Annotated in this window: 13 protein-coding genes and 2 riboswitches; of the genes, 6 read left to right on the top strand and 7 right to left on the bottom strand. The window is 54.5% G+C overall.

Features of this window, described 5'->3' with window-relative positions; genetic code table 11:
• Window positions 1-43 precede the first annotated feature (43 nt).
• Window positions 44-523: a peroxiredoxin gene (locus tag WA429_RS02855; protein WP_101245410.1), complete on the top strand. Its 480-nt coding sequence runs from the start codon at window positions 44-46 to the stop codon at window positions 521-523.
• A 100-nt stretch (window positions 524-623) separates the two neighbouring features.
• Here WA429_RS02855 and WA429_RS02850 read toward each other — a convergent pair whose 3' ends face one another.
• From WA429_RS02850 to WA429_RS02820, 7 genes are all read right to left on the bottom strand, one after another.
• Window positions 624-1,028: a hypothetical protein gene (locus tag WA429_RS02850; RefSeq protein ID WP_228194580.1), complete on the bottom strand. Its 405-nt coding sequence runs from the start codon at window positions 1,026-1,028 to the stop codon at window positions 624-626.
• A gap of 209 nt (window positions 1,029-1,237) precedes the next feature.
• Window positions 1,238-2,158 carry a protein phosphatase CheZ gene (locus WA429_RS02845; RefSeq protein WP_287464325.1) on the bottom strand — a complete coding sequence of 307 codons (921 nt, stop codon included), beginning with the start codon at window positions 2,156-2,158 and terminating at the stop codon, window positions 1,238-1,240.
• A 202-nt stretch (window positions 2,159-2,360) separates the two neighbouring features.
• Entirely contained in the window at window positions 2,361-3,857 is a 1,497-nt protein-coding gene (gene gcvPB, locus WA429_RS02840; RefSeq protein WP_287464326.1) for an aminomethyl-transferring glycine dehydrogenase subunit GcvPB, read from the bottom strand.
• Entirely contained in the window at window positions 3,854-5,209 is a 1,356-nt protein-coding gene (gcvPA, locus tag WA429_RS02835) for an aminomethyl-transferring glycine dehydrogenase subunit GcvPA (RefSeq protein ID WP_206926763.1), read from the bottom strand. The genes gcvPB and gcvPA overlap by 4 nt, the downstream gene beginning before the upstream one ends.
• Before the next feature lie 2 nt (window positions 5,210-5,211).
• The gene (gene gcvH / locus WA429_RS02830) at window positions 5,212-5,583 is read right to left on the bottom strand and encodes a glycine cleavage system protein GcvH (RefSeq protein ID WP_101245406.1); all 372 of its coding nucleotides are present in this window, start codon (window positions 5,581-5,583) and stop codon (window positions 5,212-5,214) included.
• A 69-nt stretch (window positions 5,584-5,652) separates the two neighbouring features.
• Entirely contained in the window at window positions 5,653-6,765 is a 1,113-nt protein-coding gene (gene gcvT / locus WA429_RS02825) for a glycine cleavage system aminomethyltransferase GcvT (RefSeq protein WP_287464327.1), read from the bottom strand.
• A 59-nt stretch (window positions 6,766-6,824) separates the two neighbouring features.
• A riboswitch (glycine riboswitch) is annotated at window positions 6,825-6,934 on the bottom strand.
• Window positions 6,935-6,937: 3 nt separating this feature from the next.
• Window positions 6,938-7,038, bottom strand: a riboswitch (glycine riboswitch).
• A 90-nt stretch (window positions 7,039-7,128) separates the two neighbouring features.
• Entirely contained in the window at window positions 7,129-7,683 is a 555-nt protein-coding gene (locus tag WA429_RS02820) for a hypothetical protein (RefSeq protein ID WP_101245404.1), read from the bottom strand.
• A gap of 258 nt (window positions 7,684-7,941) precedes the next feature.
• Here WA429_RS02820 and ispH point away from each other — a divergent pair, with 258 nt between their 5' ends.
• The 5 genes from ispH to WA429_RS02795 all read left to right on the top strand — a co-directional run bounded on the left by ispH (window position 7,942) and on the right by WA429_RS02795 (window position 13,737).
• Entirely contained in the window at window positions 7,942-8,889 is a 948-nt protein-coding gene (gene ispH, locus WA429_RS02815) for a 4-hydroxy-3-methylbut-2-enyl diphosphate reductase (RefSeq protein WP_101245403.1), read from the top strand.
• Window positions 8,890-8,936: 47 nt separating this feature from the next.
• On the top strand, window positions 8,937-9,905 hold the full coding sequence (locus WA429_RS02810) for a homoserine kinase (RefSeq protein WP_101245402.1): 969 nt from the start codon (window positions 8,937-8,939) through the stop codon (window positions 9,903-9,905).
• A gap of 12 nt (window positions 9,906-9,917) precedes the next feature.
• Window positions 9,918-10,370 (top strand): ribonuclease HI, encoded by a 453-nt coding sequence (gene rnhA, locus WA429_RS02805; protein ID WP_101245401.1) that lies wholly within the window; start codon window positions 9,918-9,920, stop codon window positions 10,368-10,370.
• Window positions 10,371-10,646: 276 nt separating this feature from the next.
• Entirely contained in the window at window positions 10,647-12,995 is a 2,349-nt protein-coding gene (locus WA429_RS02800) for a putative bifunctional diguanylate cyclase/phosphodiesterase (RefSeq protein WP_228194586.1), read from the top strand.
• Window positions 12,996-13,068: 73 nt separating this feature from the next.
• Window positions 13,069-13,737, top strand: a complete 669-nt coding sequence (locus WA429_RS02795) for a DNA-3-methyladenine glycosylase I (RefSeq protein WP_287464328.1) — start codon at window positions 13,069-13,071, stop codon at window positions 13,735-13,737.
• The last annotated feature ends 7 nt before the right edge of the window (window positions 13,738-13,744 follow it).

Below are 13,744 nucleotides of genomic sequence, written 5' to 3'. Positions count from 1 at the left end.
CACCGCGCAGTCAACGGGATTGCGCCATCAAACGGAGATACCCATGACCATCACAGTCGGCAACGAGATCCCGGACGTTACCCTGTTCCGCGCGACCAGTGACGGCCCCGAAGCTGTCAATTCCAAGGAATTCTTCGCAGGCCGCAAAGTGGTCCTGTTTGCAGTGCCGGGCGCCTATACCCCGACCTGTTCGGCAAAACATCTGCCGGGTTTTGTCGCCAAGGCTGACGAGATCAAGGCAAAGGGTGTTGATGAAATCGCCTGCCTGGCGTCGAACGATGCCTTTGTACTTCAGGCATGGTCGGTAAGCGAAAAGGCCGACAACATCACCATGCTGTCGGACGGTGATCTGTCATTTGTTGATGCCACCGGCCTTGAACTTGATCTTACCGGTCGTGGCCTTGGCAAACGCGCCAACCGCTTTGCCATGATCGTCGATAACGGCAAAGTCACCCATCTTGCTGTTGAAGAACCCGGTGTGTTCGAAGTTTCCAGCGCAGAAGCGGTTCTTGAGAAACTCTGATCCGATCCGGTCGATCTGATCACCACAACAGAGAAAGCTCCGCAGATACCTGCGGAGCTTTTCTTTTCATGCAATATGACAGACGATCATGCCCGCGCGACTAGCGCGGCAAAAGAACCGGGATCGGATCTTCGCTTTCGTCGTAATCACATTCAAAGGTCGGATTGGTGTGTTTTGCAATGAAATGCACAACGCCCTCGCGGAAGTTGCCCTTGATCGGCGACCAGCTCATGAAGACGCCACCACGGCCGTCATATTCACGAATGTCCGGATCGCGCATCAGTTCGGCAAAACTGTGCCCCAAATCCTCTGTCGCGCCGGCAACCAGCCATGATGGCTTCAGACCGCCATGCCACAACAGATAAACCCCGCCGACACCATCCAGACCGAGCTCTTTGATGTCGTCGATCATGAACAGGCGGTAATATTCTCCGCGCGGGCTCTTTCGCCATTTGATATCCTGAGCCTTAGGCTGGCGAATAGCACCAAGAGACCAAAATCCCATAGCAACCTCCAAGCACGCCAAAACGCGTGCAACCGTGTGTTACACGCATCCCAACAACGCTTCTTATTCTTATAGGTGTAAACCTATCCCAACATATGTAAACGATTAGTTGACGTCAGATCCTTAGTCACGGCCGTCAACCTTCTTCTTCGGAAGGATCGTGTACGTCTGTTACCGCAAATATAGGAATAAAAACAAGAAATTCATCCCTAATCGAACAATTTGTCGATGTCGTCCTGACTGATGCCTTCGCCCTCAAGTTGCGGACCATTCAACAAGTCGGCATCTTCGACCGGATTGTCCTTTTCAGAACTTTCAGGAACCGGAAGGTCTGCAAATGCATCCTCGCCCCAGATCAGGATCATGTTGTGGACGCGTTCTTCGACGAATTCGAGTGTGCGCACAACCTTGTTGATGCGCTGTCCGGTAATGTCCTGGAAGTTACAGGATTCAAAGATTTTGGTAACGATAAAGGCAATCTGTTCAACGTGATCGGCCACGAATTCGCTTGGTGCGGAATTCTTCAGCGTCATCGCCAGATCATCAATCTGTTCGGCAGATTCCAGAATGGTGTGGGTTGCCATTTCGGTATCTTTGACAATGGCATCAAGTTCGGATGCTGCACTGATCAGACGGTCATCAGACGCCTTTGGATGACGTAGCGACGCGATCTGGATCTTGGCCTTGTGAATATGTTCGTTCATTTCTGCGATCTGGGTCCGGATCAGTTCCAGATCATCGCGGTCGGGCTCGGAAGCGCCGGGACGGTTGCTGTGGGTGAAGTTGCTTGAAACCGGATCGGGCAGCTCGTCAACCGGCGCATCATTTGAGGCCACCGGTGCTGCGGCAACCGAATCTGCATTGATGGTTCCGCCCGATGCCACCGCTTCACGCAGTTGCGATACTTCCCCACGCAGCGCGCGGATTTCATCAAGAACTGCCTGTGTCAGTTCAGACGGTTCCGCAGCCGGCTTTGGCGATGGCAGGGATGCCGACATTGCGTCGCCTGCACCCATTCCGCTTTCAAGCGTCGGATCGAAAAAGGAATCCGACCAATCTTCAACGACCCCACCTGTTCGCTCTTTTAACCGACGTTCTGCAGTAAACACCTTCTGAACACGACGCGACATGATCGACTTCAAACCTCCAGAACGGGCAAGGCCCATTCACCAAATCCCCAAACGCACCGTTTGACGGTGTCGTTCATTACCTTTCGAACAAGTATAAGGGTGCAGATTGCAACAAGTCCAATGTGTTTCAAGTACAAGTCCTTGAAAAAGAACACCCCGGCGATTGGCCGGGGTGTTCGCAGACAGGTAGTAGCGTTGTGTATCAAGCCGTTTCCGGTTGCCAGCGCAAAACAGGCTTACGCGCAGCCGCCGTTTCATCAAGACGGCGACGCGGGGTCAGATACGGCGCATTCTTGAAGAATTCGGCATCACCCGACTCGGCTTTTGCCACCAGTGACAACACCGCATCACAGAACTGATCGATCGATTCCTTGGTTTCGGTTTCGGTTGGTTCAATCAGCAATGCCCCATGGACAACCAGCGGGAAATACATGGTCATCGGGTGGAACCCCTCGTCGATGATCGCCTTGGCCAGATCCAGTGTCGAAACACCGGTATCCTTAAGGAAGCTGTCATCAAACAGGGCTTCGTGCATGCAATAGCCCGGGAAAGCCACGCTGAGCTTTTCCTTGAGACGTGCGAGCAGATAGTTGGCATTGAGAACCGCATCACCGGATGCCTGACGCAGACCATCTGCACCGTGACTCTTCATATAGGTTAAAGCACGGATGAACATGCCCATCTGACCATGGAAACCCTTCAGACGGCCAAACGGCTTCATGCCGTCATTTTCGTCTGCGGTTTCAACCAGATGGAAGCCGTTTTCATTGCGCACGACATAGGGGATCGGCGCATAGGGTGCCAATGCCTCGGAAAACACAACCGGCCCGGAACCCGGTCCACCGCCGCCATGCGGGGTCGAGAAGGTCTTGTGCAGGTTGATATGCATCGCATCAATGCCAAGATCGGCCGGGCGAACACGACCGACAATGGCGTTGAAGTTCGCACCATCGCAATAGAAGTAACCGCCTGCTGCATGCACCAGATCGGCAATCTTGCGAACGTCACGTTCAAACAGACCACAGGTATTCGGGTTGGTCAGCATGATACCCGCGACATCGTCACCAAGCTTGGCTTCGAATGCGGCCAAGTCAACACGGCCATCTTCGGTTGCCGGGATCGAGTCCACAGTAAAGCCACAAGCAGCAGCCGTTGCCGGGTTGGTTCCGTGTGCGGATTCCGGCACCAGAACACGACGACGGTTTTCACCGCGCGCATCAAGGGCGGCACGGATCGCCATCATGCCACACAGTTCGCCCTGTGCACCGGCAGCCGGTGACATGGAAACCGTTGGCATGCCGGTCAGAACCAACAACCAGTGCGCACAGGTATCAATCAGTTCCAGTGCACCCTGAACGGTGCTTTCGGGCTGCATCGGATGCAGGTCGGAAAGACCGGGCAAACGCGCGACTTTTTCGTTCAGACGCGGGTTATGCTTCATGGTGCACGATCCCAGCGGGAAGAAGCCGGAATCAATACCGAAGTTTTTCTGCGACAGGCGGGTAAAGTGACGCACTACCTGCGGCTCGGACAGGCCCGGAAGGCCGACATTGCTGTCACGGTCAAGACCGCCAAGACGCGACTTGGTTCCTTTGGGTTCCGGAAGATCAACACCGGTACGGCCCGGCTGACCCTGTTCAAAGATCAGCTTTTCTTCCAGAATAAGTCCACGGTTGCCGGTATGGGTTGCGAACGTCATGCCAGCACCTCCTTCAATGCGCCCGCAAGGGCTGCGATATCTTCGTCGGTATTGGTTTCGGTAACCGCAACCAGAAGGTAGTTATCAAGATCCGAACGGTTCGGATAAAGACGCGACAGCGGAACACCGCCCAGAACGCCTTTGGCAACCAGTGCTTCGACCACCTCGGCCGCCGGCTTGGTCAGCTTGACAGTGAATTCGTTAAAGAAGCTGTCATTGACCACCGATGCGCCCGGAACCGCGTCAATCGCGTCTGCGGCCTTGCAGGCATTTTCATGGTTCAACGTTGCCAGACGGCGATAACCGTCTTCGCCAAGCAGGCTCATATGCACCGTGAATGCCAGCGAACACAGGCCCGAGTTGGTGCAGATGTTCGAGGTCGCCTTTTCACGACGGATATGCTGTTCACGGGTCGAAAGGGTCAGAACAAAGCCACGCTTGCCGTCCTGATCAACCGTTTCACCACAAAGACGACCCGGCATCTGACGGACCAGTTTCTGGGTGGTGGCGAACAGACCGACATACGGCCCGCCATAGTTCAGGGCGTTACCGATCGACTGACCTTCGCCGCAAACGATATCTGCGCCAAAGCTGCCCGGTGATTTGATCGCACCGAATGCAACTGCTTCGGTAAAGACAACAACCAGAAGCGCGCCCTTGGCATGGCAAAGATCGGCAAGACGGGTGTGGTCCTGAATGCGGCCAAAGACGTCCGGATACTGAACAACCACGCAGGCAGTCTGATCATCGATCAGTTCGCCAAGTTCTTCGACCGTTGCCTGCTGTTCGGGGTTGCCATCACGTCCGGCAACTTCGGTATCGCTATACTGGCAATAGGTTTCGGTAACTTCGCGGTAGTGCGGGTGCAGACCACCGGACAGAACAGCCTTTTTGCGACGGGTCGCACGGCAGGCCATCAGAACGGCTTCGGCACAGGACGTTGCCCCATCCCACATCGATGCGTTTGCCACATCCATGCCGGTGATCGATGCCACCTGGGTCTGGAATTCGAACAGATACTGCAACGTACCCTGTGCGATTTCCGGCTGATAGGGCGTATATGCCGTCAGGAATTCACCACGCTGAATGACATAGTCAACCGTCGCAGGAACATGGTGGCGATACGCACCGGCACCCAGAAAACTTGGCGCACTTGAAGTACCGATATTTTTAGCCGCCAGTGCCTGCATGTCGCGTTCGACCTGCATTTCACCGAGATGATGCGGCAGGTCAACCGGCGCATCAAGCAACGCGCCTTCGGGCACGTCACTGTAAAGTTCATCAACCGATGACGCCCCGATGGTTTCAAGCATCGCGGCGCGATCAGCACGTGTCAGGGGAAGATAACGCATACTTACAGACCTTCGACGAAGTCTTTATAGGCTGCTTCATCCATCAGCTCATCAAGCTGGGACTCATCAGTCAGCGACATTTTAAAGAACCAGCCATCGGTTTCCGGTGCTTCGTTCACCAGTGCCGGGTTGGCATCAAGTTCTTCGTTGATTTCAACAACTTCACCATCAAGCGGGGCATAAACATCGCTTGCGGCCTTGACCGATTCAACAACGGCGGCATCACCGTCCTTGGTCAGTTTCTTGCCGATTTCAGGAAGCTCGACATACACGATATCGCCCAGCGACTGCTGCGCGTAATCGGTGATGCCGACGGTTGCGATACCGTCTTCGAGCTCGATCCATTCATGTTCCTGCGAGAATTTCTTAGCCATGATCTTTGTCCCTGTTGATCGGTTGTCTGCGAGGCGGCACACGCCGCACATTCTCAAGATTTGCAGCAATCAGCCGCGGAAATAGCGATGCGGTGCGAACGGGAGTTCAACCACCTCTGCCGGACGGGCCTTGCCGCGCACCATAAGATCGACCTTGGTGCCCGGTTCGGAAAATTCAATTGCGACATAGCCCATTGCAATCGGGCCATCGACGGACGGGCCAAAACCACCTGATGTGATTTCGCCGATCTCTTCGCCGTCGCTGTTCAAAATCTGGGTATGTTCGCGTGCAGGCGCCTTGCCTTCGGGCTTGATGCCGACACGTTTGCGATCCGCCCCGTTTGCCAGCTGATCAAGAATGACATCCGCGCCTTTGAAACCGCCTTCTTCGCGGCGGCGCTTGTTGATGATCCAGTTCAGATCGGCCTCGACCGGGGTCGTGGTGGTGTCAATGTCATTGCCATAAAGGCAAAGCCCTGCTTCCAGACGCAGGGAATCACGGGCACCAAGACCGATTGCCTCGACTTCTTCCTCGGCCAGCAATTTGCGCGCAAGTTCTTCGGCGCGATCATTGGGCACGGAAATTTCATACCCGTCTTCGCCGGTATACCCCGAACGCGTGACAAAGCAGGCAATGCCGGCAATATCAATCTCGGCAAAGCTCATGAATTTCAGATCGGCAACAGCCGGGGCAAAGCGCGCCAGAACATTGGCTGCCTCTGGCCCCTGAAGCGCCATCAGCGCACGGTCATCAATTTCTTCAAGGGAAACGCCGTCACCAAGGTTGGCACGCATGTGAACAATATCGTCATCCTTGCACGCCGCATTGATCACCAGAAACAGGCTGTCACCGGCATTGGTGATCATCAGATCGTCAAGGATCGTGCCATCGTCCTGGGTGAAGGTCGAATAACGGGTGCGCCCCGGTTTCAGGATCGCGATATCGCCAGGCACCAGTTTTTCAAGTTCCGCGACACGGTTTTCACCGGTCAGACGAACCTGCCCCATGTGGGACACATCAAAAAGTCCGGCCTTGGCACGCGTATGAAGATGTTCGCCCTTAACACCCAACGGGTATTGAACCGGCATGTCATATCCGGCGAATGGCACCATTTTGGCGCCAAGTTCCACATGGAGGTCATAAAGGGCGGTTTTAAGCAGTTCTGGCTGATGATCGGCCATCAAGGTCTCCCGGACAGTCGTTGCGAAACATAGCCGACCAATGGCCAACCACATTCCCCCTCTGTCTTGGAGCCTGAAAGAATCACAGCCGACTTGTCGCGACGGTCTGCTTACATCTTCGGCGAGGCGGTCACCGGCAATTCAAATTGATGCCGCCTGCTTTCCAGAGTCCCATCTCCCCGCGGTCCGTTTGCCTGAGAGTTTCCGGGGTGGTTGCTCCTTCGGCGTCCGCGCAATCCGTTATGGACCGTGGCACTCTCCCACGGGGATCACTTGGGTATGCGTCCTTATACGTATTTCGTTCCCGGTCGACCAGCCCCAAAATTCGGGCAATCACCCGGGCAGGTTTTCAACCCGCCGCGGTCAGTTCGTACCGAAACGACGATTATAGTCGAGCTGATCGGCACTTAGCTGGAATCCGAGATAAATCTCGTAGTCGGGACCGGCCCAGACATCATCAAGCGGAACAGACAGGGTGACCTGCTCGTCACGGTAACGCGCCATATTAAGATTGTCCGCAAACGGCATTGTCACATCAAACACCGACTTCTGAACAAACTTTCCATCGGGATCGCGAAGGGCGACGAAATATTTGAACGATGCCGAACGCCCCTGTGCCGCCGGGCCCAATTCGGCCGTAATGATCGGGCTGATGATGACATCAAGCGTCTTGTCATCAAGGTCATAGCCACAGTCACCAAGATATCCGGTGAACTCTGCCTCGACGATCACATCGGTCAGATCCTTGCCACTGCCAGCGAACTGAACAAGCTTTGCCGTATCCTTTGGCAGATAGGCTGCCGGGCAGGTCGGAACAGGCTGCTCTTCAAACGGGTTACTGCTGCATGCTGCAAGCAATCCTCCAACCGAGACCATCCCCAATGCACAAACGCGCCGCAGTCCGTTACCGATCGTCATCCAAGCCTCTATCAAACCATCTGTTTTCTGACATATGCATGATCTGCACTGTCGTGGCGCAGTCTATTCTTTCGCCGTAAGCCGCACAACCCGCTTCGACGATTGCCACGAAATGAAAACACAAAATCGGGTGCAATTGTTCCCGAGGTGATCGGTGCTCAGTCATTGCGCCACAAGGTCAGGCAGGTTATGTAACGAGAACGTTTGAATAAGTGCAGCGGGCTTGTCCCGGCACAATTTGGAAACCGGACCCGTATCATGCCTGACAAAGCCAGTCTTCGGATCGTTCTTGCCAACCCGCGCGGCTTCTGCGCCGGGGTAGATCGTGCGATTGAGATCGTGGAAAAGGCGCTCGAAAAATATGGTGCGCCGGTTTATGTCCGTCACGAAATCGTCCACAACAAATTTGTCGTCGATCGCCTTCGTGATATGGGCGCTGTTTTTGTTGATGAACTGGACGCGGTTCCCGATGGTGTGCCGGTCATCTTTTCGGCCCACGGGGTCCCGAAATCCGTCCCCGAAGCCGCCGAAACCCGCAAGCTTGAATATCTTGATGCGACCTGCCCGCTGGTATCAAAGGTCCATCGCGGTGCGGAACGTCATTTTGCAGATGGCAAACATATTCTTTTGATCGGCCATGCCGGCCACCCTGAAGTCATCGGCACGATGGGCCAGCTTCCGGTCGGCAGCATGACCTTGATCGAAACCGAAGAAGATGCAGAAAATCTTGAAGTCGAAAATCCCGAAAACCTTGCTTTCGTGACCCAGACGACCCTGTCACTTGATGACACGGCCAAGATCATCGAGATCCTTCAGCGCCGCTTCCCGGCGATTTCGGTCCCGAAAAAGGAAGACATCTGCTATGCCACGACCAACCGTCAGCATGCTGTCAAACTGATTGCCGAAAAGGCCGATGCGATCCTGGTTCTCGGCGCACCGAATTCGTCAAACTCCAACCGGCTGGTTGAAGTCGCCAAGCGCGAAGGATGCACGCGTTCGGTTCTGGTCGAACGGGCGCATGACATTGACTGGAACAAGCTTGACGGTATCAGCACCCTTGGCATTACGGCCGGTGCCTCTGCCCCGGAAATTCTGGTCGAGGAAGTGATTGATGCCTGCCGCGAACGTTATGACGTCACGGTCGAAACCATTACCTTGACCGACGAGAACGTGACATTCAAATTGCCACGTCAGCTTGCCAGCTAAGATATTATAGCTGCTTACTTTTCAAGTTCAGGACCACGTTAAATCCAATGGCCGTCTATACCGACGTTTCAGACGAAGACATCGCCCGTTTTGTCGCCGAATATGACATCGGTGATGTTGTCTCGTTCAAGGGCATCGCAGAAGGTGTCGAAAACACCAACTTCCTGCTTCAGACGACCGAGGCGCCATTCATCCTGACCCTGTATGAGAAACGCGTTAATCCGGACGACCTGCCCTTTTATCTGGGCCTGATGGATCATCTGTCGGCCAAGGGGCTGAACTGTCCGACCCCGATTCATGGCACTGACGGTGTTGCGCTTCGTCGCCTGTGCGGCCGGCCCGCAGCAATCACATCCTTCTTACAAGGCATGTCGCCACGGCGCATCCTTCCCCATCATTGTGCGGGTCTTGGCACGGCATTGGCCAAGCTGCATATCGCCGGTCTGGATTTTGAAATGCATCTTCCCAACGCGCTGAGCGTCAAGGGATGGCGTGGTTTGGTCGAAAGTTGCCGGGAACATGCCGATGATGTCGAACCCGGTCTTGGCAAAATGATCGGTGACGAGATCGACTATCTCGAAGCAAACTGGCCCCATGACCTGCCCAAGGGGGTCATTCATGCCGATCTGTTCCCGGACAATGTTTTCTTCTTCCCGGGTAAGGAAGACGTATCGGGGCTGATTGATTTCTATTTCGCGTGCAATGATCTGCTTTGCTACGACATTGCGATTTGCATGAATGCCTGGTGCTTCGAACCTGACAACAGCTTTAACGTCACCAAGGCCAAGAACCTTTTGTCGCAATATGGCAAGGTACGGTCGCTTGGTGATGCGGAAATTGCCGCTTTGCCGGTTCTGGCCCGTGGTGCAAGCCTGCGCTTTTTGCTGACCCGTCTTTATGACTGGGTCAACACCCCCAAAGACGCCCTGGTTACGCCCAAAAATCCCCGTGAATACATCAATAAACTGCGTTTCCATCAACGGGTGGACAATGCTGCCGCCTATGGACTTGACTAAGGATACCACGAGATGAATTCACAAAATGGCGGCGACAATCACGTCGAAATTTACACCGACGGCGCATGCAGCGGCAATCCGGGCCCTGGTGGCTGGGGGGCGATCCTTCGGTTCAAGGGTGTGGAAAAGGAACTTTCGGGGGGTGATCCCGAAACCACCAATAACCGCATGGAAATGATGGCGGCAATCAGCGCGCTTGAGGCGCTTAAACGCCCCTGTGTGGTCGATATTTATACCGACAGCAGCTATGTCCGAGACGGCATCACCAAATGGATTTTCGGCTGGCAGAAGCGCGGCTGGAAGACGGCGGACAAGAAGCCCGTCAAGAATGTCGAGCTGTGGCAACGCCTGCTTGATGCCCTGAAACCGCACAAGGTTGAATGGCACTGGGTCAAGGGTCACGCCGGCCATCCCGAGAACGAACGATGCGACGAACTGGCCCGGATGGCGGTTCCAAAATCGTGATATTTTCGGTCTTGTGCCGACAAACGCTTGAAGCTTCAGCACTTCGCCCCAAAATAGACGATGCAGGTTGTTGCAACTATTTATTTATCAGGAAAATAAAATCAAACTTGCGTTTCGACCAACTTCCGGGTTGAGTCGACTCAATCATCGGAGTGTTGGCTCCTATAAGAACGTCGAGTAAAGTATATCTGACTAGCCAAAAGTTGGGTGTCCAGGAGAGAACGCTTGTCGCGCGGATCATACGGCTTTTTACAACGGAAGTCTTTGAGCAGTCGGTTGCTATTCATAGCATTGCCGCTGGTTTCCCTGTTCTCGCTCGCCCTGTTTATTGTGTTTGGCTATGTCAGTTACAAAGTTCTGCGCGATGATCTGAATGGCAAAGTTGAACAGACCGCAGACATCAATGCCCGCGTTCTGGCAACCCCGTTCTGGTATCTTGATGTCGACAATATCGAATCTGCTTTGAACGCGATGGCGCGGGACCGTGATATCGTCGCGGTGCAGGCTCTTGGTGCGGACGGCACCGAATTTGCCCATACCGGCGTTTCGCAATCCGAACTGGCCGATACATTGCGTCTGTCACGCCGCGTCTATTTCGAACGTAACAATGTGCGTCATGATGTCGGCGAACTGGTCATCTACTTTACTGATGCCCGTGTTCAGGACCTTCTGTTCCGCCGAATTGCCATTGACATGATCCTGTTTGGATTGCTGATCGCAGTGGTTGCCGCCAGCCTGCTGATCGCAAACAAACGGTCGATCAAGGAACCGCTGAACCGTCTTTTGCATTCCATTCGAATGACCAAGCATGGCCGCTTGCGCCGTCCGGTGGAATGGAACAGTTCGGACGAGCTTGGCCTTCTGATCCGCGAATATAACGAAATGGTCGCCCTGCAAGGTCAGGCACAGGAAGAAGCCCAGCGCAAGCAGGCCCTTCTCGAAGCGACCCTTCACAATATCGGTCAGGGTATCTGCCTGTTTGATCAGGACCTTAATCTTATGGTCTGGAACGAACGCTATATCGAGCTGCTTAATCTGCCGCGTGATCTGGTCAAGGAAGGCACGCCGCTTTCCGATATTCTGCGCTATAACGGCGAACGCGGCGAATATGGCGATGTCAGCATTCAGGCCCTGATTTCCGATCGTGTTGCCATTGCACGACGTCGCGAACCCTATCGCATGGAACGCACCCGCCCCAATGGGCGCGTTATTCAGGTTGATCACAACCCGATGCCCGGCGGCGGCTATGTCGCGACCTATACCGACATTACCGAACGCAAACAGACCGAAGCACGGATGCGCCATCTGGCCGTTCATGATGTGCTGACCAGCCTTCCGAACCGCACCCTGTTCCTTGACCGCCTGCGTCAGGCATTGCTGTCGGCCCGCCGGTTCCAGCGCGGTGTCACGGTTCTGTTTGTTGACCTTGACCGGTTCAAGGACATCAATGACCACTTTGGCCATGATGTTGGTGACCTGATGATTCAGGAAATGGGTCAGCGTCTGTCGCGGATCATCCGCGATTCAGATACCGCAGCACGCCTTGGCGGGGACGAGTTTGCGATCATTCAGACTGACGTTCAGAATATCGAAGACACCATCGCCCTTGCCCAGCGCATCATTGACGAGCTGTCCCAGCCGTTTGATTGCCGGGGCATCCGGCTGCATTCAACGGCCAGTGTCGGCATTACCCTGTTCCCGGAAGACGGCGAGAACCCCGAACAGCTGGTCAAAAACGCCGATATGGCGATGTATGCGGCCAAGGCAGAAGGACGCAACAATTACCGCTTCTTCCTGCCGTCGATGCATGAACGGGTCAAGGAACGCAAAACCATCGAGGAAGATCTGCGCAACGCGCTCGAACAGGATCAGCTCGAACTTTATTATCAGCCCAAAATTGATTGCCGGACGGAAAAGGTTGTCGGTGCAGAGGCGCTTGTTCGCTGGCATCACCCTGAGCGCGGCCTGATCCTGCCGGGCGAATTCATCTCGGTGGCCGAGGAATGCGGCCTGATCAACCGGCTTGGTGCATGGGTTCTTGAAAAGGCCTGCAAACAGACGCAGGCATGGCGTGATTCGTCACTGCCCGGGATGCGGATTGCGGTGAACCTGTCACCTGCGCAGTTCCAGGATGCCGAACTGGTCGAAAGTGTTACCAAAATCGTCAAGGACACCGCCCTTCCGGAAGGTACGCTTGAACTTGAGATCACTGAATCGATCCTGATGAACAACCCGGAAAAGGCGGTTTCAACGCTGAAGGAGCTTAAGGCGCTTGGCGTGATGATCGCAATTGATGACTTTGGTACCGGTTATTCGTCCCTGAACTATCTAAAACGCTTCCCGGTTGGCTCGATCAAGATCGACCGGTCGTTTGTGAATGACATCCATGTCGATCTTGATGACAAGGCAATTGTAGATGCGGTGATCGGTCTTGGCCACAGCCTTAATCTTGAAGTGGTTGCCGAAGGCGTGGAAGAAGTCGAACAGCTTGAATATCTGCGTGAAAAGGGCTGTGATTTCATTCAGGGCTTCCTGTTCTCCAAACCGCTCCCGGCCACCACATTCGAAAGCTGGGTCAGTGACCGCCACAGTCGCGTGCCCGAACGGGTTGCTGCAAAGTCCTGATCACACCCGATATTCTTGAAAACAGCCTTGGCATTGCTTTGGCTGTTTTTTCGTTCAAGGGACAAGACACCCCATGCGCCCGTTTCTCGAAATAGAACAAGTCGCCATCGCCCGTAAAGGAAGCGAAGCCGCACTTTCCGCGGCCCTCGTCACCCCCAGACCACGCAATGAAATCGCCGCGATTGCCAATGATCGCTGGCTGTCAGAATTCAGCAAATCGGTTTTTCAGGCCGGTTTCAGCTGGAAAGTGATCGAAAACAAATGGCCACGGTTTGAAGAAGTCTTTGACGGTTTCGATATCGGCCGACTGTCGATGATGCATGACGAAGATGTCGAACGCCTGCTTAAGGTTGACGGCATTGTCGCCCATGGGCCAAAGATCAAATCAATTGGTGAAAATGCCCGTTTCCTGCGCGACCTTGCCGACAACCATGGATCAGTCGGCGCATTCTTTGCCAGTTGGAAGCTTCCCGATTATTGCGACAATTTGCGCCTTGTCCAAAAAGGCGGATCACGGCTTGGCGGCAAAACCGGGCAGGTTGCCCTGCGCCGTATTGGTATGGATACGCCGATTTTTTCCAACGACGTCATTGAGGCACTAAAGACCGAAGGCGTGATTACCAAGATGCCGTCATCGAACAAGGATTTCGCATCAGTCCAGGCCGCCCTTGACCACTGGCACAAGGAATCCGGCCGACCCTTAACCCAGATCAGCCAGATTCTGGCATTTTCAGCGGGATAAAGGCCGC

Origin of the sequence: Thalassospira sp. CH_XMU1420-2 (assembly GCF_037029325.1) — a bacterium.
Lineage (GTDB): Bacteria > Pseudomonadota > Alphaproteobacteria > Rhodospirillales > Thalassospiraceae > Thalassospira > Thalassospira povalilytica.
This window is presented reverse-complemented; position numbering and strand designations above follow the sequence as displayed.